Source organism: Alteromonas sp. ABV2_168 (assembly GCF_056161165.1).
Window position 1 is genome coordinate 207,158 of sequence record NZ_JBSWYQ010000007.1, and the last position, 23,253, is coordinate 230,410.

The window sequence follows — 23,253 nt, forward strand, 5'->3', positions numbered from 1 at the left end:
ATATTTTCAACAGTGGTGTGAAAAGATAAAGGAGTACACCACTTGCGCAGGCTTTTTCTCTCCGGCTTATGTGCCACCCTCATTGCAGCTCAGGCTGCGGCTGATACGCAACCGGTAAACCAGTTGCCATCTGATTTGAAAACACTGCCGGATACCATTGACCGTGCTTTGTCAGAATTTTACACCCCGGGTATGAGCGTGGGCATTGTGAAAGACGGCAAGGTTGTGTACCTCGCCGGACATGGCCTCAGAAATAAAGAGCAAGGGCTGCCAGTGACACCGGACACCTGGTTCAGACTGGCTTCTGTCAGCAAAGCATTTACAGCCACCACCGTGGCACAACTGGTAGACGAAGAAAAACTGAACTGGCACACAAAGGTAGAAGACGTGCTACCCGGTTTCAGGATGGCTGATCCTTTTGCCAGCCGCGAAATGGATATCACCGATCTGTTAACCCACCGCAGCGGTTTGGGTTCAGGTGCCGGAGACAGTATGTTGTGGCCTGAGCCATCCGGCTTCAGCCGTCAGGATATCGTGCATAACCTGCGCTTTCTGACGCCTCAGTACAGTTTTCGCAGTGAATACGCCTATTCCAATGTAATGTATATCACAGCAGGGGAAATAGTGGCGCACCTGACGGAAGACAACTGGGAATCCCGGCTACAAAACCGTGTATTTGCTCCCCTTGGTATGGACTGCTTTGGTGGGGATGTGCCGGGCTATGTGCTCGAAAACCGCGCCATCAGTTACGGCCACAACGATGAGAGAGGCATTTATCCCATTCCACGTAACCAGCTGGCAGAAAAAGGCATTGTCTCTGCTGCAGCCGGCGGCGTCAGCTGTAATGCGACGGGTATGCTGAAGTGGGTTCAGATGTGGCTGGATGAAGGTAAAAGTGCCGGCGGTGAAACCATTCTCTCAGAAGATGCATACAACACCATGCTGACGCCGCAAACCCTGTTGTCTGTTGATGACACTGACGAAGAATGGGACCACATGCATTTTAAGGCGTATGGTCTCGGCTGGCGGCTTATGGATATTTTCGGCCATAAGGTAATCTCTCATACCGGCACCTTATCCGGTTATCAGACGTATGTGGCTTTCGTACCGGATCAACAACTGGGTGTGGTAGTACTGAATAACGGCTCCAACTACGGTGCCCGCGGCGCTGTCATGCAAACCATCCTCAAAGCTTACCTGCCTGAAAGTGATAAAAGAAACTGGATAGATGAATACCGGGCTTATCAGGATGAACAGGAAGAGAAATATCTGGCCAGACACACGACTCCCTCTGGCAGCAATAAAGTGCTGTTACCGCAAAACACCTACGCCGGACAATTCAGCGACGAATGGTTTGGCCTGATGACCGTTTACCCTGAAGGCGACACCCTGCGGATAAAATCTAACAAAATGCCCACTCTCACCGGCAGACTGGAGCCCTTTGAAGATCATACATTTGTGATCCGCTGGGACAACCAGAACGCAGCCAGTGACGCCTTTATCCGTTATCAGGTGAATGTAAAGCGGGAAGTCACCGGCTTCACCCTCTACCCGTTTACAGAACGTGAAATAACCAACCATGAATGGCGGGATATGGTTTTTACTGTTGATAAGGAATAGCCCGGCCGAGATGCAGAATCATCAGGAAAGCGATTAGAGCGATTAGTATTTAAGATTTTAATCGTTTTATAAAATCACATAATCTGTACCCAACTTAACAAGGAGCAGATTATGGCTAAAATGATTCAAAAACTGGTAAGCAAAAACAAAACACAATCCACCCCGGCAATGACCTGTAATTATCAGAATAATTACTATGGCGATCAGGTATGTGTGGCGTGCGCACCGGTCAAAGGTAAGCGGGCGTAAAGGTGACTTTAAGGTCACTCCTCTGTCCGAAGATACCGGCAACACCGGAAATAAAAAAAGCCCGCACCGGAAACCGGTGCGGGCAATGCTATTTCACAGGGAGAGTGAATCAGTCGAACAGGTACTTCAGAGATACCACAGTAGTGCGGCCGTTCAGCGGGCGGGCACGGATGTAGCTGCCTACTGCTGCAGAGCCTTCTTCAGATTCTGTAATAACAAACTCATCAGTGGCGTTGTTTACGTTCAGAGAAACTGAGAACTGGTCATTAACCCAGTAAGTGGCAAATACATTCACCAGGTTATAAGCATCCTGTTTCAGGTCATTGTTGTCCTGAACATAGTACTCGGTAGAGCCTTGCAGAGATGCACCCACTGACCAGAAATCAGTAACGTATTCCGGTGTAATTGTCCAGATCCAGTCAGCCTGACGACGGGGTGTGTTACCCACCAGCGTTGCATCATTCGCGTCTTTGCTGATTTCAGCATCTGTCCATGTGAGGTTACCGGACAGCACGAAGTTATCAGTTGCATTCCAGCGTCCTTCAAATTCCAGACCTGTTGCTTCATATTCGCGCATGAACGTCAGACCGCTGGTCACCTCAGCCTGAGTATCTTCCGTCACTGTGTCGAACAGCGTAGCGTTCAGCATCAGATCACGGGTGCCGTACTTATAACCAATTTCAAGTTGCTTCGTTGTATCGAAGCCGGAGGTTGTGTTGGTCAGGCTGCCATCAGTATTCAGTGTGCCGCCAATTTGCAGCAGACGGTCTGCCAGTGCACGGCCACCTTTCGAGTAGCGGGCGAACAGGGTTTGCGTTTCGCTCAGTAAATAAGAACCACCCAGTGAATAGGAAGTGTTATTGGCACTGTAGTCAACAATTTGCGATGACGCACCGGCGCGGTTCAGGTTAATCACACCGCCGCTGATGAAGCCGCTGTTCTGCGCAGACGCATCTTCAATCTGTTCAATAACACCGTTTCCGTTAATGTCGTAATCGGCATTGCCGCCACAGCAAGCGCTGATCAGTTCACCCGATGCATCAACACTGTCGTAACGCACTGAAGCATCAATAAGAATGTTGTCTGACAGTTCAAAGCCTACGTTCATGTAGGGTGCAGTTGTCACATAGTTCAGATCCCACTCATACGACAGGAAGCTGGCTGACAGCAGGCCGTTGGATACCAGTTCAGTACCATCAGCATCTGTAATATTCAGCAACTGCGAGTTGTCACCGTCCAGCGTCTGGATAAAGGTTTGCCAGCTTGCCCAGCTCGTCGCAATATCCTGATTTGAATAGTAATAACCTACTGTCAGTGATACGCCGTTATCGAACTCTTTACGCAGGCTCAGATCGTTAATCATGTTACCCAGGTCATTGAGACGGGCATCAAACTGTAAGTTAGTAAATGCTTCGCCGGTATACACTTCACCTGCACCCGGACCATTCGCCAGAGTAACCGTGGTGCTGTCGCAGTTCAGCGCATTACCTTCGCCATCAAGCGCGCCGGAACAAAGCGCAGCAGCGAAGTTTGATACATCGCCCGGGCCGGCAGGGAAACCGTCAGTGAAAGGTGCAATGAATCCACCGGAAACATCCGAAATACGGAATTTGTTTAACAGGAACAGATTATCCGCAACTTCCAGGTCTACTTCCACGCCGAATGAATTAACTTCTGATGAAATACCGTCGCGTACGTCACGGTTTTCCGGATTGCCGTAGCTGTCAAAAGTAGAAATATTCGTGTTATACACTGAGTTCAGGGCCTGTGAACTGGCATCAAAACCGGGAACTGGACCGTACTCACCGTCACCTTTAACCAGTACCGGAGATGGCAGATAAGTGGAAACTTTGTCATCCAGGTTTTTGTAGAAGAAACGGATATGACCGTTATCCAGCAGCTTGGTGATATTAAACTTCACCTGGCCGCCTTTATCACCGTGATAACCGGTGTCACGGGTACCTTCACCACCGCGGGCAAAGCCGGCAATGTGATAATACAGGTCGTCGCTGATTTCACCGCCGTAACGGAAATCCAGGCGCATTTCATCGTAATCCACACCAAAAGATGTACCGATAGCACCACCACCGATTTCACCGGTGTTGCTGATCATATTGATAACACCACCCGGCGAGTTACTGGCGAAAGTCGACGCAGAGCCTCCGCGAACGGCTTCTACATTAGCCACTGACCAGTCATAACGGATGAAGTTATCAGCATTACCAAAGTTGATATCACCGTATTCCAGTACCGGTAAGCCATCTTCATGAATTTGCAGAAATTTGGAACCGCCGGTAGCCAGAGGAATACCACGGATAGTGATGTTCGCGTTACCGCCACCACCTGAAGACTCAGCACGGATCCCCGGAATAGCACGGAACACTTCAGCAGTAGAGCGTGGCGCAAGTTTTACAATATCGTCTTCGTTAAAGGAACTGACCGACACGCTGGCTTCCTGCATGGTGGCACCACCAGGGGTTGCAGTCACAACGATTTGTTCGTATTTGGCTTTATCCTGGGTTTCAGCGTCAGTATTGTCCTGAGCAAAAACGGGACTGGCTATGACTGCGCTGACAGCCAACGCTAATCTACTGAATGCATAACGCTTGTTCATGTTTTCTCCGGGAGAGTGTTTGAGTGTTTACAGGCTAACAATCCGGTCACTTTTCTAACGGGCAGCTTATTCCCACCTTCTTCATAACCGAACTTAATCGTTTAAGAATTTAATCTAAAAACTTTCCAGTGTAAATACAATGTGAAGAATTTATATAGCAGAGATAATAAAAGAGACGATATAACCGATACAAATCAGTGATTTATAATTGATAAAATTTTATTAACCTGTTTTAAAATATACCCAAAAGGATAACAATTTAATCTTATTTGATTAAGGTAAGTACAGAGAGACAGGCAATTATGAAGGCTGAAACCGCTATAATTGTCCGGCCAGACTGACGCCGGCCGGTGCAGCGGATGAAAAGGTGCAACAAAAAAAAGCAGTTTTACAAAAAGAAAGAGACGGCAGTCTGAAGCGATGCCGGAAGCGGTACTAAGACACCGGAAGCGATATTAAATAGTACCGCCGTTAAGAAGTTCGAAATCGAGTACTACAGAGTCAGCCTGCTCACCTTCCAGTAGCAGCTTTGCGGCAGTTTCCCCCTTTTCGATGCTCGACTGGCAAACCGTGGTGAGAACAGGACGGGTACGGCGGGCTTCGTCAATACCGTCAAAGCCGGTAATTTTCAGTTCCTGCGGCACTTTAATGCCCTTGCTGAGCGCACATTGCAACAACTCCAGCGCAATCATGTCACTCATGCACAGTACGGTTTGCGGGCGGGGTGAAATACTTAGCACTTCATTGGCGGCCTGACGGGTAAAATTTCCCCCGCTCTCCGGAATATGCCAAATCCATTCATTATTAATGTCGCAATTTTTGCGTTTCATCGCCCTGAAATAACCATCAAGCCGGCGATGAGAAATTGCACTGTCTGAGTCCAGCAGCGGACTGTCGTACACCCTGCAGGTCACAGGTGAGTCGATAAGTTTCAGTCCCAGAATAGCGGCACGTCCACCTTCTTCCAGTGCTTCCATCGCAATCTGATAAGCGGCATTCTCGTTATCGATGTTCACTGAGGGGCAGCCTTCAAGGTTGAAGTCTACCGTGACCACCGGTTTACTTAATTGCCGTAGTTCTTCCCCTAGTTTAGGGTTTTGGGGCGCACCATAGCAGATAAAGCCGTCAACGAAATCGGCCACATCGGTAATAGTTTGTGCATTACCGGCATACAAGAGTAAATGCTTTTGAGCGTCCTGCAGCACGGAGGAAACGCCACGGATGAAGGTAGATGCAACAGGGTCACTGACCATGTATTCAATGTTATCGGCAAGCACCAGCGCCACAATATTAGACTGACCTTTACGGAGGATCTGCGCTGCTTTATTAGGCCCGCTGTAACCTATCTCTTTACAGGCAGCCAGAATGTCATCACGTCTGGCGGCAGAAAGCTGGTCCGGGCGGTTAAAGGCATTAGAGATGGTTGCGGTAGAAACGCCCAGCTTTTCAGCCACATCTTTTAAAGTCAGTTTTACTTTCTTCATTGTTACGGCAAAGGTCACTGTACTGAATGCCGGCAGGCATAATTAAACGGGTGCAATCTTAATCGATTAACATTTTTTTAAAATTTTAGCACAGTGATGGTAACCGGTACGACTTTATTTTCAATTTTTACCGCCATCGTACCGGTGAACTAGTAATTTAACAGGAAAACTAGTTGTAAACGGGCCTTGCTGCAGTAAGTTCAGCCACCTTCTGTTTAATGGTTGCAGCCGTGTCTGCGCAGTCCGGCGCACTAAGCAAATCACACATCCATCCGGCCAGTTGCTGACAATCTGCTTTAGTGAAGCCCCGTGAAGTGACGGCCGGAGTGCCGATGCGAATACCACTGGTGACAAATGGAGACTGGGGATCATCAGGCACCGTGTTCTTATTAACAGTTATATTTACACTGTTAAGCAACGCATCGGCTGCTTTACCGGTCATGCCTTTGCTGATCAGGCTCAACAGAAACATGTGGTTATCAGTGCCGCCGGATACCACATCAAAGCCACGCTCAATAAAGACTTCTGCCATCGCTCTGGCGTTGTCTACCACCTGTTGCTGATACACCTTATAGTCATCAGACATAGCTTCTTTTAACGCCACCGCTTTGGCTGCGATGACATGCATAAGCGGACCGCCCTGAATACCCGGAAAAATCAGTGAATTGAATTTCTTTTCCAGTTCGGGAGCAGACTGACAAAGGATTAACCCTCCCCGCGGCCCCCGCAATGTTTTATGAGTAGTGGTGGTAACCACATGTGCCGCTTTCACAGGGTTAGGATACACACCGGCGGCCACCAGGCCGGCAACATGAGCCATATCCACCATTAACCACGCACCAACACTGTCGGCGATATCTCTGAAACGCTGCCAGTCAACGATGCGGGAATACGCCGAGAAGCCGGCAACAATCATTTTTGGCTTGTGGATTTCTGCCAGCTCTGCAACCTGTTCATAGTCAATTTCACCGGATTCCGGGTTAATACCGTATTGCACAGCGTTGTACAATTTACCGGAAAAATTCGGCTTTGCACCGTGTGTCAGGTGACCGCCGTGATCGAGGCTGAGACCTAAAATGGTATCGCCCGGAGAAAGCAACGCCATGTAAACCGCCGCATTAGCCTGCGAGCCTGAGTGCGGCTGAACATTGGCGTAATCTGCGCCGAATAAGGCTTTAGCGCGGTCGATAGCAAGTTGTTCGGCAACATCCACTTCTTCACAGCCGCCATAATAACGTTTCGCCGGATACCCCTCAGCGTACTTGTTGGTTAACTGACTTCCCTGTGCCGCCATTACCGCCCGGCTAGTGTAATTTTCAGATGCGATCAGTTCGATATGAACTTCCTGACGCCGGGTCTCTTTTTCGATTACCGCAGCGATTTCAGGATCCACATTATTCAGCGATTCATTCAGCAGCTTCATGATAACTCCATTGTGTTTTGATTTTCTTTATGCTAATTCTGGTATCGCAATAAATAAAATTAATAAAAACAATAGAGCCATAAGTTTCCAAAATAGGGTTGCCTGCCTATTTTTATTTTGGAGTGTAGCCATGAAAAATTTGTCCGTGGACTTCTTACGTTCATTTGTGACGATTGCGCAGACGGGTAGCTACACTTTATGTGCGGAACGTTTAAAACGCACACAACCAGCTATCAGCCTGCAAATCAAAAAACTTGAAGAAATGGTGGGGGAAAAGCTGTTTTCCCGCGAAGGCAACCGTCTTACTCTGACGCTGGCAGGCAGCAAGCTGCTGGAATTCGGTATGAAAATACTCATGCTGAATGACCAGGCGATGGCTGAATTTGGTCGTCCTCAGGTCAGCGGGAATATCAAACTGGGGATCCCCAGTGAATTTTCCACGACCCTGATGCCTAAGATCATTCGCCGCTTCACCCAGTCTTATCCGGAAGTCTCTCTGGAAGTGCACTGTGCGCTGAGTAAAGATTTGCTGTGTGAACCCCTGAAAAACCAGTTTGATTTAATCCTGTCACTGCAGGAGATGCCCGATCCCGACCAGGATGGTTACATCGTGACAGACCAGCTGGTGTGGGTTGGCAGTCAGCGCTTTGTTAACAGCATTCCTGAAAAGCTGCCCATTATCGCCGCCCCGGCGCCCTGTATTTACCGTAAACGTGCAACCAACCTGTTAGGAAAGCACCGCAAGCAGTGGCAAATTGTGTACACCATCGGCGATCTCAACGGTATTCAGACCGCCATCAATGAAGGACTGGGCATTACCGTACTGGCGAGAAGTACTGTGCCGAACGGCTTGCATATTTTGTCCCCTTCTCCGGCGCTGCCGGAGCTGGGTCATATTGGTGTGTGTCTGGTGAATCCGCAGAAAGTGCGCTCTGAAGCCATAGAACTACTGGCCAAAACCATGGTGACTGAACTGTCTGCCTGCTGAGGAGACTTAAAAGAGTCTCCCGTTCCGACTTTGTTAATAGAGAATTATTGCAGCAACTACATGTTAATAAAGAATTAGCAAAATCTGTGGGAATTTCCGGTATCATTCAGGAATCCGATAAGAAGTAAGGTAGTAAAAACAAGGCATGGTGTCAGTTCAGGTACCCATTGCCCTGTCTGCCTTGAATTGCTGAGAGTAACATCAGGCAATTTCGCAGTAGTAATTGAAAGGAAAGCGGTGAGCGCACAAAGCCAGAACCCCGACAGTATTTACACACAGCAAGTAAAACAACTCATCAACATGATTTACCCTCATGAAACCGGCTTCGGCTCCGTTTTCGAAGATGCCAGTGATTACTTTTCCCTTACTCCGGCCCTGGAAAAGCAAGTTGAAGATTTAAAAACGCAACTCAGTAAAATTGAAGGAAATAAAAAAAGAAAAGTACTGGCAGAGCAACTTGCACGACAAATAAAGAATCATAAAGAAAAACTCAAAGAAGAAAGGCTTGCACGTTTAGAAAGGTTGAACGACGTAAGCACAAAAATCATCGAACTTTGTGAAGGCGACAACTGGCAGGAAACACAGCAGTCCAGTGCAAAGCTGCTTGGAACGCTGATGTTGCTTACCCGGGGCCCGTCGGGTAATTTTGCCCGCCTTCATATGCGCCTTAAGCCTTTGTATAAGGCCGTACTGACATTACGCTTAGCCGACAGGCTTCTGGCACACGACACTATTGCTAATAAATATCTGTCGAAGTATCGCGAAGCCGCATCCCGCTTTCGCGGAAACCGTTATTGGCGTGATAAATGGAAAATTGAGCTGGGACGTCCCCTAATCCTTGCCGCACTTTTGCAGGATATCGGCTTACAGAGTCCCGCCGCGCAAACTATCCTCAAAGGTGAGAATGGTGATTTAAGTGAATTCCGGTTATTAGATGACGCACAACGAAAAGCGCTGTTGAAGCTTAACTTCCATTTTACGCTCAAATACATTTCAGAAGGCTTAGGGCTACCTGATTATGTAGGAAATGATAAGGAAGAAAGAGACCGGTTCGTCCAGACCCATAAAGACGCCGGCGAATTTCTGTATCAATTAGTAAAAGACGCGTTTGTTTCCAAAACAGGCCTGGGAGAGATAGTTAAAATTCCACAAATTTATGTTTCTATTGTACTTTCAACCAAATCAGACTATTCGCGCAAAAGCTTGCCGAAAGGTTATATGCTGATTGAGCAACTTGCGAAAAAAGATGGCTTAAATAAACAGTTAGCTCAGGATTTCATTGAGCTTGTAGGTTACTTCCCGCAAGGTTTCGGTGTTACCTATATTCCGGTCAATGAAAAAGGTCAGGAAAAAGATCAATATGAATGCGCCATCGTGATTGGGCTCAATCCCCATAATCCGGCAGAACCTCTGTGCAAAGTGGTAACAAGAAATCAGAAGTACATTTCAAGCGGTGCGCAAGAAATCATTCCTAAGGGAAGAAACCTGTACTTTCCCGCCAACCGGAAAAAGTTAATGCGTATGGGGAAAGACAGGTTGAGTGAAATAATGAGTCAGTTATCGGGCAACTTTACCCCTGATGCCATTGACGATTTAGTGCCCGGCCTCTGGGAGCCCTTCAACTTTTTCAGCTTTAAAAAGCATCAGAATTTATGGGCGAAAAACAAATAGCATATAAGGCTAGTTTAAGGCAAACAGGTACATCAAAGTCGCTGAGCTGACAGAGCTGTCTGGCTGAGGAGACTTAAATGAGTCTCCCGCTCTCATACAACCCGTAGAACATAGCAGCATTGCCCATCAGTAATCCTGCATAGAGTCCGAACCGTCCGCAAAATACCCCGACGGATCTTTGCCTTGCCTGCCCGGCAGATTGTTGATCGGCCAGAATCATATTTTGCATCTTGATGGTTTGTACAATGATGATGCCCATCATCACCTGGTACATCAGAACCGGCCCCGCCCACCCCGTTGTAAACTCATAGGCCGCTGTCCACAGCGCACCGGCAATCAGCGTCGCTGTAACGGTTCTGTTCCGCTCTTTTTTCAGTGCGGCTTTACGCTCTTCATGCTGCATATAACGCAGGGGAATACTGGCGCTCATGTATACGGTTAATGCGCCGGCGGCTGCGGCCATCATGGCACCACTGAACAGCCATTTCACAGCCCCCCAGAACCCGCCTTTAGCCACAGAACCGGTTGCTGCATGTGCCGGTGTGCTGAACCCGGCACCAAATAATACAGCGCTGCTGATTGTCAGAGCCGGCGCAGTTGAAAGGATCAGCGAGCCGTACTTTTCCATCAGTTTTTCACGCAGAGATAAACGGGCACGGTAAAGCTGCTGCCGTACGGCATCATCAGAAATATTCAGCAAGCGGGCAACCTGAGCACCAGATTGCTCTTCCCGGTAATACAACAAAACCACCTCACGGGCCTCTTCCGGCAACTCATCTACCACTTTGCTTAATACTAAAGCCTGTTGATCACGGCTAAACGCCTGAACCGGTTCATCACTGTCGTTACAGAATTGTTCGAACAACTTGTCAGCTTCGTCACTGTCAGCCCGTGATGAAACCTTGTTGTCCCGTAAATAGTTGAAAGCGGTATAGCGGGTAACCTGACGTACCCAGGGCAGAAAACTGGCAGGATTTTTTAATGTGTCCAATTTTTGCCAGCATTGAATATACACCTGCTGGGTGACTTCTTCACTGGCATCAAGATCTTTCACCACTGCCAGTGCAATACTGCTGATGGTATTTCGTGTCGCTTCAATCAAACGGGTAAATGCGGATGTATCACCAGTCATGGCTAAACGGACATCCTTCTCAATAATCTGTGAACTCATAATGATCCTCCCGCACCGTGTGAAACGAAACTGATTAACCTTACCGGCTTGCGGGGCGTCGTGAAAGTGTCTGCAGCCATTTTATCTTCTTGCATAATTATTCCCTGTTAACTGTCATGGTCAGGATATATCTGACATGTTCAGTACAAAGAAACCGCGGGAGGGTATTTTGTGACAAAAAAAGTAAAAAAAGGGCAACCAGATGGTTGCCCGAAACGCTCAACAGAGCACGTACACATGAAATGCCCCGCTGCGGGGGCCGTCTTACCGCTTTAACTAAAGTGGTGGACCCGGTTATCTTTCCGCTGCATCGCTTTGTTTATCCTGCCGCAATTGCCGGCGGCAGCGGAAAAGTTAAAAAAATCATCAGCAGGATCAATCCGACAAGAAACCTGACTACCCTTGCCTCTTTTTCAAAGGCAAAGCAATGAGGGCATCCGGTCCGGTTCTTGTCAGACATCACTGCATTTCCTTCTTATTTACTCGTCCCGCACCATGGGATACGACACGCCCAGCTGTTCCAGATAGGTGTCGTACTTTTCAGGATCGTAGTAGAACTTACGCATTTCACCGCGATACTGCTTCATGATGTTTTCGTTGAGATTAATTTGCGGCTCATCGCCGTCACGGAGTAAAGACTGATACTTCACGTCTTTGGTCTGCACGTTATCGAAATAGTCCTGCATCTGCGGCAACAGTGCCGGATCAGTGAATAAATCGACCATCGTCATAGCATGTGCTTTCGCGCCGGCAATAATGCCTTTATGGGCAATAGGCGTTGCCATCGATACCGCATTCGCCCAGTTGTGGCCAGGCAGATTTGGAATGTTCGACGGATACAACATAAAGATTGTCGGCACAGTCCAGGCGATATCGCCCACATCATCAGAACCACCGCCAGTTAGTTTTTCCAGCGGAGGCGGCTCAAAAATAGGCATCACTTTTTCCGGCAGGCCGGTAACCTCTGAACCAATTTCTTTTTGCAGCGCTTTCGCTAACGTCTGATCATCTTCCGACCATTCAGGCATGCCTATTTTCTTGATATTCTCATAGGCTGCCAGCGCCAGGGGTTTGTTGAAATGGCCCGGCCATGCGGTGCCCATTACCACCGAGTCCCAACTGGTGTTGGTCATCAGTGCTGCACCTTCCGCCATTTTATCACCGACTTCCCACAGCGCTTTAATATGGGGGTAGTCCATTTCACGGAAGTAATACCAGGCGGTTGCTTTGGGTGGCACAACATTCGGCTGGTCACCACCGTCCACAATCACCGAGTGCGTGCGCTGCGCAATCCGCAAGTGCTCGCGGCGGTAGTTCATGCCAACGCTCATCAGCTCAACCGCATCCAGCGCACTGCGTCCGCGCCAGGGTGAACCCGCACTGTGAGCAGATTCACCGTAAAAATTATATTTAACTGACACCAGCCCGGAAAAAAACGGATTACCGTAGAAAGTACCGAAGCCGCTGCCCACATGGGAATACAACACAGCATCCACATCATCAAAATAGCCGTCGCGAACATAGTACGCTTTGGTAGCCAGTTGCTCTTCAGCAACGCCCGGCCAGAGTACGATGGTGCCTTCAATGTTGTTTTTGATCATGTAATCTTTCATCGCCAGCGCGGCGATAATATTCACAACCTGACCGGAGTTATGACCCTCACCGTGACCGGGTGCACCTTCTACAATGGGATCGTGATAAGCCACACCGGGCTTCTGTGAAGCTTTAGGTATACCGTCAAGATCGGTGCCCAGCGCTATCACCGGTTTACCTGAACCCCATTTGGCATACCAGGCAGTAGGAATACCGGAAATGCCCTGCTCTACGTCAAAACCCTGCTCTGTCAGAAATTTAGTCAGATACGCCGAAGTTTCCGTTTCCTGAAAACCCAGCTCGCCAAAGCTGAAAATCATATCGTTCATGACCTGCGCCAGCTTGGCCTGTTTATCAACAGCACTCACCAGTTCTGTTTTCGCAGCATCCCGCTGCGCTTCTGTCAGCGTGGTGGCAGAGGCGGTCATCATCATGCCTGCAGATATCAGTGCCGCTGTCAGCGCATTACGGTAAAAACGTTTCATAAACACTCCTGAATAAATCTGGCAGGCGGCAATACCGCCTGCATTCGTTATGACAGTTACTCGCGTACAGTGGGATAAGAAATACCCAGCTGTTCAAGGTACGTGTCGTACTTTTCAGGGTCGTAATAAAACTCAGACATATCGCCTTTAAACTCCGCCATAATACCTTTGTTCAGGTGCACGGCCGGTTGATCCTGTTCGCGCAACAACGGCGTGTAAGAGGCATCTTTGGTCTGCACGTTCTCGTAGTAATCACGGGCAGCATCCATCAGCGATTCATCGGTAAGCAGGTCAAATAGGGTCAGCGCCTGAGCTTTCGCGCCTGCAACTACCCCTTTATGAGCAATTGGCGTTGCCATCGCTACAGCGTTAGACCAGTTGTGACCAGGCAAGTTAGGAATGTTTGCCGGGTAGCGCAGTGTGATGGTGGGCACTTGCCAGGAGATATCACCGATATCATCTGAGCCGCCTCCCATGTTTTTCTTGAGATCAGGTGGATCAGTGAGCTCATTAATTTCGGTATTCAGTCCTTCCGGCTCCACACCAATCTCTTTTTGCAACGCTTTGGCCAGCGCAATATCATCAGCCGACCACTCTGGCATACCTACCAGTTTGATATTCTCATAAGCGTCTTCAGCAATGGCTTTATTCATGTGCTGCGGCCAGGCAGAACCCAGAACAACAGAGTCCCAGGTAGTGTTTGACATCAATGACGCCCCTTCTGCCATTTTGTCACCGATTTCCCACAGGGATTTAATATGCGGATAGTCGGTTTCACGGAAGAAATACCAGCGGCTCGCTTTTGGTGGTACAACGTTTGGCTGGTCGCCGCCGTCAACCACGATAGAGTGCGTACGCTGTGACAGACGTAAGTGCTCACGGCGATAGCTCATACCCACTTCCATTAACTCCACAGCATCCAGCGCACTGCGGCCACGCCAGGGTGAACCGGCACTGTGAGCGGATTCACCGTAGAAGTTGTACTGAACAGAAATCAGGCCATTACCGCGGCCGCCTCCCCAGCTTGTGCCAAAACCGTTAGATACGTGTGAGAACAATACGGCGTCGACATCTTTAAAGTAGCCGTCACGAACATAATAGGCTTTAGTACCCAACTGCTCTTCCGCTACGCCCGGCCACACTTTAATAGTGCCCTTCAGGCCATGTTCTTCCATGAACTCTTTCACTGCCAGAATGGCAATAATATTTACCACCTGACCTGAGTTATGTCCTTCACCGTGGCCCGGTGCACCTTCGATAATGGGATCATGGTAAGCCACACCGGGTTTCTGCGACGCTTTAGGAATACCGTCAATGTCTGATCCCAGTGCAATGACCGGCTCACCTTCACCCCAGGTTGCCATCCAGGCGGTAGGGATGCCGGAAATCCCCTGTTCAACGGTAAATCCATTTTCCTTCAGCAGGTCGGTTAAATACTTCGAGGTCTGGAATTCCTGAAAGCCAAGCTCACCAAAGCTGAAAATCATATCGTTCATGATTTGCGCCTGTTTGGCTTTACCGTCAATGGCTTTAATTAACGCTTTTTTCGCATCCATGCGCTCATTCTGCGACATGCCGGTGGCAGCATCTGCTGCCAGCGACAATCCCGCCAGAGAAAGTCCGATTAGCGCACTTGTCATGCTTCTTTTAAACATTCTGTTTTCCTTTTTCATTGCGGGCATTAATTACATGTTTACACGGAAGCCAATTTTGAATTCGCGGCCAAGTACGTCATATAAAGAACGGTTTGTTGCCAGATAGCCCGGACGGTTCTCAGACCCCTGATAAGCCGGATAAGTAACAACCGCAGGATCGGTATTGAACAGATTCTTAATTTGCAGATACAGTTCAAAGTCACCGGTGTTGTCAAAGCTGAATGTTTTTGATGCGTAGGCATCGAAGAACACTTTGCTGGCTACGGTATTGTCGTTAATGGTGTAGTAAGGCGCGCTGCTTACCGGACAATCTGTTGAACACTCAATGTATGCGTTGCTTAACGTGCCTTCACTGATGCCACGGGCAGTTAAGTCAAAACGCATATCGTCCAGGTCGTAAGTGACAGAAGCACGAAACTTCCAGTCCGGCGTTGAGCCTGCGTTTGAGCCAGCTTGGTCAATGGCGGTAGTACCGTCATCGGTGATGGCTTCAAGATAATTGGTGGCCAGGAAGCGCAGTTTTACGTCACCGGGAATACCACTGTACAGATCGCCCAGAGCAAAACGGTAAGTCACATCGTAGTCCACACCTTTCGCAGACATGGAGTTCAGGTTGTCGTACAGCAGGTTAATGGTTTGCAGCGTACCTGACTCATCATAAATCATGTTGTCACAGTACTTCTGAACACTGTACTCTACACAGTATTCAGCGGTAGTATCTGCTGTGACATAACCGATAACACCGTCAACTTCCACTTCGTAGTAATCAATGGTTGCAGAGAAACCTTCCAGGAAACTTGGGCGTAACACCACACCTAAGCCAAATGAATCCGCTTCTTCCGGAGACACATTAGGGTTACCCTGAAGGTTCTGTACCATAGGCACAGACGCGCCGTTGATGGTGACCGAGTTAGAACGTGCCGTACCTGCGGCATAAAGCTCAGACAAATTTGGTGCACGAATATCTTTAGACTTGGTGATGCGGAAAGTCGCATCGTCAATTGGCGACCATGTGAAACCGGTTTTCCAGGTGGTCACACCGCCGGAGGTACTGTAATCGGTATAACGTACAGCGCCGTTAAAATCTAAATCTTCAATAACCGGCACCAGGGCTTCCAGGTAGGCTTCTTTTACATTGTAAGAACCTTCGGTCACTTTATAGTTACCGTACTTCCAGCCTGATGAATATTCCTCATCGACCGAGCCATCCATTTCTTCTTTACGGTACTCAACACCGAAAGCCAGAGAAATGGGGCCCGCCCAACCGTCGATATCGGATGTACTGAAATTAATTGCCGCAACGTCCTGGATAAACTCCTGTTTACGACGCGGCTGGCCCAGTACATAAGCCAGTGCTTCTTCGCTTGCAACGCCAACACCCATCCGGTTCAGCGGTACACAGCCATTTGTAGGATCAGTCAGCGTAGAACGACACACAATATTACCGGTATCCGGGTCAACCACAGCATCTGTCGCCAGAGATAAACGGGAGGTATTGTAGGTCGGTGTCATATGTTCGTCGGTATTAGTTTTACCGTGCTGGTAATACACATCCCACAGGAAGTACTTGTCAGACAGTGCAAATTCACCTTTTGCCCCGCCAACAATACGGGTGGTATCACGTTTGTTATTCGAACCTGATGCCGGCATATCCACGTTACTGGTATTCAAAGAGAAACTATCCAGTCCCAGGGTAGCCATTTGGGTAGCCACAGACTCAGGCAGATACGCATTGTCCGCGTAAATGGTCACACCTTTCGTGGTGGGATTAATGTAGTAACTTAAGCCTTCATACTCGGCGTAAGAACCTTGCAGGAACACTTCGGTTTCACCGAACATCCAGCTTAACCGTCCAAACAGGTTTTTCCTGTCGAGGTCTGCTGCCAGAGAGTTTGTGCCGAGCATACCCGACGTGGTGTATTCCCAGTCGCCGCCCTGCATCCATTGTCCGGATGTTGCGCCGGTTGCCAGTTGACCTACCGCACCGTCAACACCGAAGTAGGTGCCGGCCAGCGGGCCTGACGCAATTAAACCGCCCGGGGTGTAGTTAGAAATACCGATGCCGCTGCCGGTATAGAAATACGGCGCGCCTTCAGACGTGTCCGGATTGATCATCGCCACGTTGCCCTGCTCGGCATAGTCGCGGGTGGTATAGTGAATTCCGTTAGCACGGAAGACCTCACCACTGAGTAACAGGTGGCCATCGCCGTTGCCCAGTTCAGAACCGTAAGTCAGTACGATTTTGCTGTTTTCACGGTCGCCGTAAGTCGTTTCGCCGTATTCCACCTGCGATTTAAAACCGGTGTACTCTTTATCAAGAATGAAGTTCACCACCCCGGAGATGGCATCAGAGCCGTAAACAGAAGAGGCACCGCCGGTAACGATTTCAACGCGCTTGATCAGCGATTGAGGGAATGTGTTCGTATCAACCTGACCGGTTGAGGCTGATACCACAGAACGCTGACCATCAAATAATACCAGTGTACGGCCTGTTCCCAGTGCCCGCAGGTTTAATGCGGCAATACCGGAAGCACCGTTACTCAGTGAACCGGAACTGGTTGAGGCTGTGGAACTGCCTGATACCGACGGCATGGTGTTGACAAAGTCAGCCACACTGTTTGGTGCGAAGGTATTAATATCTTCTTCAGACATTGATGCAACCGGTGTAGGGGTATCGTAACCGTCACGGGAAACCCGTGAACCGGTCACCTGAATGGACTCAACTTTTTGTTCTTCTGCTGCCGGTACAGACGTTTCGCTTTCCTGTGCGAAGGCCTGGGATGACAAACTGCTCGCAATCGCTACCGCCAGATAGAGTTTTCGGGTGGGGAATGGGGTGTTCACCTTCATATGTGTATCTCCTGTTTAAGCTGTGCTTGCTTTCAACTGCTGATTATTTGAGGTGCGTCCGACTACAGAACTGGCGCGGTTTATTTTTCAGCTTTACTCAGTAAATGTGCTTGTTGCAGGAGAGGTATTGCACATGCCGTACCTAAAACATTGATTTAAGTAATTTTTATCAGAGAATAATTATTCGCATGGAATTTTTAACAAGGGAATAAAGATTTATATTCGTAAATTCAGCGCGTTACGAACATAAGAAAGACTTATTTACAAACGATCAACATATAAGATTTATAAATATTGTCACTTATGCAGAAATTAAAAATGTTTATGCACATAAAAATGAATAAAAAATTCTTATGTGCAAATTAGCTTACTTTATACTAAAGAATAATTCGCACTCATTTGATGCACCGTTAATGAAATTGCACAGGAGTCAAAGATATACTGATACAGTGTAACAACTGGCCAATTTTAGGATGCACATCTCAATAAACATTAAATATAGGGATAAAATTAACAACCTTGGCGTTAATGCTGCGTTGAAATACAGAATTAAAAGGAGGAAATACTGACACCTTTGATCGTATAACCCGTCAAATTGTGTCAGTAACGTGGTACTGGAAGGTAAATAAAGCATCCGCACTGTGCATAGTTATTCAAATAAATGACTCTTTTGCACCATTTTGGAATTCGTAGAAAAAAGAGAAATCAGCTCCGGCAAGTCCTTTTCAGCAATTTGTTATCGCGTGCCGAAAATTTTATCGCCGGCATCCCCCAACCCGGGCAGGATGTAACCCTTCTCATTCAGCCGCTCATCTATGGATGCCGTATAAATATCAACATCCGGGTGCACTTTCTGTACAGCTTCAATCCCTTCGGGAGCAGCAACCAGAAACAACCCCATGATGTGCTCACACCCTTTCTGTTTCAATAAATCGATAGTCGCGATGAGCGTGCCCCCGGTGGCAAGCATAGGGTCGACAATCAGCGCGGTACGGGCATCAATATCTTTTACGACTTTGTCGAAATATGGTACCGGCTCAAGGGTTTCCTCGTCCCGGTATAACCCCACCACGCTGATACGGGCATTCGGGATTAACTGTAATACCCCGTCCAGCATACCCAGACCAGCGCGCAGAATAGGGACGATAGTGATTTTCTTTCCTTTGATCTGTTCAACATTGAGTTTCTCACCGGTCCACCCTTCGATTTGTGCTGTTTCTGTGGGCAAGTCACGTGTGGCCTCGTAAGTCAGCAGATTGCCTACTTCACTGGCTAATTCACGAAAATCTTTACTCGAGACCGACGCTTCTCTCATCAGACCGATTTTATGCTGGATTAACGGGTGCTTGATTTCATGAACAGCCATGACGTGCTCCTGAGTAAGATTATGATGGATAAAAGGCATCATGCGTGTCCCTTGAGAACACGCATAACAGTTAGCCGGATAATGGCACTAACTGGCTGGTTTTTGAATGATAAAAATAATGTCGTTGTAATGCCAGTCCAGCTTATTGCCTGACAGTTTACTGATCATTTGTGCCACTACACGAACAATCTTATCTTTTTTGGCCCGCTTTCGCAGGTAATTATTCTTCCCCATTTCTTTGCATAGCGTGAGCTGGTGCTTTGCGCAGAAAGCCTTGATACCGGAGCGGGACAACTGCGGATCGTAAACAATAGGATAAGGGATGTGACCGGGCTTACCGGCATGCTTTTTACCTTTTATATATCGGTAATAGGCAACATGGAGCCAGTGCGGCGTATGGCGGGCAAGAAAACCGTAAACCGTGTCACGGTCCGGCACTTTAATCACGACAACGCCTCCCGGTTTCAGCCACAAGGCGAAGTTCTCCAGTACTTTATCGATATTCTCGATATGTTCGAGCACGTAAGAAGTATAAATAACGTCGAAATGTGCTGCAGGTAAAGACAAGGCGCGCAAATCGCCGGTGATGATATTCTGCAAATCGCCGTGAATTTGCTGCCTCAGAGCCAGTGCAGCCTCATCAATATCAACGCCGGTGATATGACGGGGGATCCCTTCCAGCTTAAGAGGCCATTTTTGCCCGCAGCCGGCTTCCAGTATTTTAAGTTCACCGGTATTGCCTGCGACTTCACGAATATGCGCCTCAATAACAGCGGTTTCTTCCCTGGTGTTCTTTACGAGCTTAATGCTATCCATTGCGATCCTGAGAGGGAGATGATTTCATCCAAAACTGAGTGAACCTGGCCGGGTAACCGGTCACCTGAATGTTTACCTGTTTACACTGCTACGGAGTTCCAGATTACACAGTTCAATAAAAATTTAAATACGCGCTACCCTGCTATCTGCGACTTTTAGCGAAATATCACTTTACCCATTAGCTGCAGAGGACAACTAGGTTCACCGGAGACTTTCGCAAGTTAGTCGTTAAAGCTTTGCATTTCTGTTCCTCTGTTGGGTAGCTTAGGCAGATTACCATGTGGCGCACAACCACGTCGCCACAGCGCATCTGCACACACAACAAGAAAAGTAGGGAACTATGAAAAAGGGCTTTAAGAAACACGCTATTTTGCTCGGTCTGTCTTTATTTGCGACCCAGTCCATGGCAGCACTTTCTGATAAAGAGCAGCAACTCGCTGACTACATCGATAAAACTAATCCCGCAGCCCTGAAGTTGCTTGAAGATATCGTCAATATTAACAGCGGCACGATGAATTTTGCCGGGGTGAAAAAAGTGGCAGATGTTCTTATTCCAGAATTCAAAGCACTGGGGTTTGATGCGCGGTTTGAAGAGGGTTCTGCATTTGGCCGTGCCGGACATCTGGTTGCAGAACTGAATGGCGGGACGGGTCCAAAAATGCTGCTTATCGGACATCTGGATACGGTATTCGAACCGGACAGCCCGTTTCAGACTTTCGAAAAAATCAGCGACACACAGGCACGGGGCCCCGGCATTGCTGATATGAAAGGCGGTGATGTGGTTATTTTGCAAGCCTTGCGGGCCTTACATGATGCCGGTGAGCTGAAAAACATGAATATTCTGGTGGTCATGACCGGTGATGAAGAACTGAGTGGCCGCCCGCTGGAATTGTCGAAAAAGGCCCTGACCGACGGTGCAAAATGGGCTGATATTGCAATCGGGTTTGAAAATGGTGACGGTAACCCCGCCACAGCAAACATTTCACGCCGTGGCTCTATCGACTGGACACTCACTGTTACCGGCGTTCCCTCTCATTCCTCTCAAATCTTTAAAGATAACGTGGGTGCCGGTTCTATTTATGAAGCTTCGCGAATTTTAAACACCTTCTATACGGATCTGCGCAGCGAAGAACTGCTGACGTATAATCCCGGCCGTATCATGGGCGGAACAGCCGTCACCCACGACCGCAAAGCAAACAGCGGCACCACCTTTGGCAAGAACAACGTAGTGGCTGAAACCACCATTGTCACCGGGGATATCCGTGCTATTTCGGAAGACCAGGTTAACCGTGTGAAAGATAAAATGCGGGAAATCGTCGCGGCATCCCTGCCAAAAACCCAAAGTACCATTGAATTCGGTGAGGGATATCCCGCTCTGGCACCAACAGACGGTAACAAAGCCCTGCTGGAAATTTACAGCAATGTCAGTGAAGATTTAGGTCAGGGTAAAGTGGCACCGGTCAACCCGCTGAATGCAGGCGCCGCCGATGTATCTTTTACTTCAGCATACGTTGAAATGGCCATTGACGGACTGGGCATGAGCGGTTCTGCGGGTCATACTGTGAATGAAACCGGCAACCTTGAAGCACTGCCTTCTCAGTCCAAGCGGGCAGCCATTTTACTGTACCGCCTGAAACAGCAATAAAAGCAGAAGTCACAATAATACAAAGGGCGCGGTTACAGCGCCCGTTTAACAACAAAAAGACAGAGGAAATACTATGAAACTTCGTCGTTCCGTCTCCGCACTGGTACTCGGCGTGTCAGCAACACTGGCCATTCCCCCTGCACTGGCCGCAGAACAAACGGTTGAAACCAAACGCAGCATTCCGGTTGAATCCGCCACCGTAACCAAGCATAAAACCACCATCCGCGGCGAGAAAGTCAGTTATACGGCCACTGCCGGTATGCAACCGGTGTGGGATGAAAAGGGAAACCCCACCGCCACTTTGCAATATACTTATTATCAAAGGGATGACGTAAAAGATACAGCCACACGCCCGCTGGTGATCAGTTTTAACGGTGGTCCGGGTTCCGCTTCCGTGTGGATGCACATCGCCTATACCGGCCCGAAAGTGCTGAATATCGACGAAGAGGGCTATCCCTTACAACCTTACGGCGTGAAGACCAATCCCTACTCCATTCTGGATGTGGCGGACATCGTTTATGTGAATCCGGTGAATACGGGATACAGCCGCGTACTGCCTGACGCTGAAGGCAAAATGCCGTCAAAAGAGCAGCAAAAATCTCAATTCTTTGGCGTTAATGCCGATGTGAAATATCTGGCAGAGTGGATCAATACATTTGTTTCCCGTCAGAGCCGCTGGCGCTCACCAAAATACCTGATTGGCGAAAGCTATGGTACAACCCGGGTGTCCGGACTGGCGCTGGCGCTGCAGGAACAGCAGTGGATGTACCTGAACGGCGTGATTCTGGTCTCTCCTACAGAATTAGGCATTAACCGCGACGGACCGGTAGAAGCCGCTAACCGCCTGCCCTATTTTGCTGCCGCAGCGTGGTTTCACAAAAAACTGGCGGCTGAATACCAGAACAAAGATCTTGAAGCGTTTCTTCCGGAAGTCGAAACCTGGACGCTGAATACCCTTTTACCGGCACTGGCAAAAGGCGCATGGATCGACGAATCCGAAAAGCAGCAGGTTATTAAGCAATTTGCCGCGTATTCCGGTTTAAGCGCACAGGAAGTTGCACAAAGTAATCTGGACGTCAGCACATGGTATTTCTGGAAAGCACTGCTCCGTGATGAAGGTAAAACCATTGGCCGGCTGGACAGCCGTTACCTGGGTATTGATGAAAAAGAGCTGGGTGACGGGCCGGACTACAATGCTGAACTGACATCCTGGCTGCATTCTTTCACACCGGCGATTAACGACTATCTGCGCAACGATCTGAAGTTTGTGACTGACACCAAATACAATATGTTTGGTCCTGTGCATCCCTGGGATCGTGAGAACAATCACACCGGCAAAGATTTACGTCAGGCCATGGCAACAAATCCGTACCTGAACGTGATGATTCAGTCGGGTTATTACGACGGCGCCACCAATTACTTTGATGCCAAATACACCATGACTCAGTTAGACCCAAGCGGCAAAATGAAAGACCGTCTGCGCTTTAAAGGTTATCGCAGTGGTCATATGATGTATTTACGTTATGAAGATTTGAAAACCGCTAACGATGACATCCGGACATTTATCAGCGACAGCCTGCCGGCTAAAGACCAGGCAGCAAAATACGACCGCTGAGACAACTA

Annotated in this window: 16 protein-coding genes; 6 read left to right on the plus strand and 10 right to left on the minus strand. The window is 48.5% G+C overall.

Features of this window, described 5'->3' with window-relative positions:
- The first annotated feature begins 42 nt into the window (after positions 1–42).
- Positions 43–1,620 carry a serine hydrolase gene (locus tag ACXAH4_RS12645; protein WP_474882111.1) on the plus strand — a complete coding sequence of 526 codons (1,578 nt, stop codon included), beginning with the start codon at positions 43–45 and terminating at the stop codon, positions 1,618–1,620.
- A 111-nt stretch (positions 1,621–1,731) separates the two neighbouring features.
- Positions 1,732–1,869, plus strand: coding sequence for a hypothetical protein (locus tag ACXAH4_RS12650; protein ID WP_474847813.1), 138 nt, complete (start codon positions 1,732–1,734; stop codon positions 1,867–1,869).
- A gap of 109 nt (positions 1,870–1,978) precedes the next feature.
- Here the strand turns inward: ACXAH4_RS12650 and ACXAH4_RS12655 are convergent, their stop codons facing one another.
- The 3 genes from ACXAH4_RS12655 to glyA form a co-directional block, all read right to left on the minus strand.
- A complete protein-coding gene (locus ACXAH4_RS12655) occupies positions 1,979–4,483 on the minus strand; it encodes a TonB-dependent receptor domain-containing protein (RefSeq protein ID WP_474847811.1) in 2,505 nt (834 codons plus the stop codon).
- A 455-nt stretch (positions 4,484–4,938) separates the two neighbouring features.
- Positions 4,939–5,967, minus strand: coding sequence for a LacI family DNA-binding transcriptional regulator (locus ACXAH4_RS12660; protein ID WP_474882113.1), 1,029 nt, complete (start codon positions 5,965–5,967; stop codon positions 4,939–4,941).
- A 169-nt stretch (positions 5,968–6,136) separates the two neighbouring features.
- Positions 6,137–7,384: a serine hydroxymethyltransferase gene (gene glyA, locus ACXAH4_RS12665; protein ID WP_474882129.1), complete on the minus strand. Its 1,248-nt coding sequence runs from the start codon at positions 7,382–7,384 to the stop codon at positions 6,137–6,139.
- Positions 7,385–7,520: 136 nt separating this feature from the next.
- On the opposite strand from glyA, the gene ACXAH4_RS12670 reads away from it, so the two are divergent.
- Positions 7,521–8,378, plus strand: coding sequence for a LysR family transcriptional regulator (locus ACXAH4_RS12670; protein ID WP_474842722.1), 858 nt, complete (start codon positions 7,521–7,523; stop codon positions 8,376–8,378).
- A gap of 237 nt (positions 8,379–8,615) precedes the next feature.
- Complete coding sequence (locus ACXAH4_RS12675) at positions 8,616–10,049, plus strand: hypothetical protein (RefSeq protein ID WP_474882114.1); 1,434 nt, start codon at positions 8,616–8,618, stop codon at positions 10,047–10,049.
- Positions 10,050–10,122: 73 nt separating this feature from the next.
- Here the strand turns inward: ACXAH4_RS12675 and ACXAH4_RS12680 are convergent, their stop codons facing one another.
- From ACXAH4_RS12680 to ACXAH4_RS12710, 7 genes are all read right to left on the minus strand, one after another.
- Complete coding sequence (locus ACXAH4_RS12680; RefSeq protein ID WP_474882116.1) at positions 10,123–11,220, minus strand: RNA polymerase sigma factor; 1,098 nt, start codon at positions 11,218–11,220, stop codon at positions 10,123–10,125.
- Positions 11,221–11,539: 319 nt separating this feature from the next.
- Positions 11,540–11,680 (minus strand): hypothetical protein, encoded by a 141-nt coding sequence (locus ACXAH4_RS12685; protein WP_474842728.1) that lies wholly within the window; start codon positions 11,678–11,680, stop codon positions 11,540–11,542.
- Between the two features lie 19 nt (positions 11,681–11,699).
- Positions 11,700–13,298: a peptidase dimerization domain-containing protein gene (locus tag ACXAH4_RS12690; protein WP_474842730.1), complete on the minus strand. Its 1,599-nt coding sequence runs from the start codon at positions 13,296–13,298 to the stop codon at positions 11,700–11,702.
- 56 nt (positions 13,299–13,354) lie between these two features.
- Positions 13,355–14,953 (minus strand): M20/M25/M40 family metallo-hydrolase, encoded by a 1,599-nt coding sequence (locus tag ACXAH4_RS12695; protein WP_474842732.1) that lies wholly within the window; start codon positions 14,951–14,953, stop codon positions 13,355–13,357.
- A 30-nt stretch (positions 14,954–14,983) separates the two neighbouring features.
- Complete coding sequence (locus ACXAH4_RS12700) at positions 14,984–17,803, minus strand: TonB-dependent receptor plug domain-containing protein (RefSeq protein ID WP_474842734.1); 2,820 nt, start codon at positions 17,801–17,803, stop codon at positions 14,984–14,986.
- Positions 17,804–18,539: 736 nt separating this feature from the next.
- The gene (gene upp, locus ACXAH4_RS12705) at positions 18,540–19,169 is read right to left on the minus strand and encodes a uracil phosphoribosyltransferase (RefSeq protein ID WP_474842737.1); all 630 of its coding nucleotides are present in this window, start codon (positions 19,167–19,169) and stop codon (positions 18,540–18,542) included.
- An 87-nt stretch (positions 19,170–19,256) separates the two neighbouring features.
- Positions 19,257–19,985, minus strand: a complete 729-nt coding sequence (locus ACXAH4_RS12710; protein ID WP_474882118.1) for a class I SAM-dependent methyltransferase — start codon at positions 19,983–19,985, stop codon at positions 19,257–19,259.
- A gap of 340 nt (positions 19,986–20,325) precedes the next feature.
- On the opposite strand from ACXAH4_RS12710, the gene ACXAH4_RS12715 reads away from it, so the two are divergent.
- Together ACXAH4_RS12715 and ACXAH4_RS12720 are read left to right on the plus strand one after the other, a co-directional pair.
- On the plus strand, positions 20,326–21,630 hold the full coding sequence (locus ACXAH4_RS12715; protein ID WP_474882120.1) for a M20/M25/M40 family metallo-hydrolase: 1,305 nt from the start codon (positions 20,326–20,328) through the stop codon (positions 21,628–21,630).
- A 73-nt stretch (positions 21,631–21,703) separates the two neighbouring features.
- Positions 21,704–23,245: a S10 family peptidase gene (locus ACXAH4_RS12720; RefSeq protein ID WP_474842742.1), complete on the plus strand. Its 1,542-nt coding sequence runs from the start codon at positions 21,704–21,706 to the stop codon at positions 23,243–23,245.
- Positions 23,246–23,253: the final 8 nt, after the last annotated feature.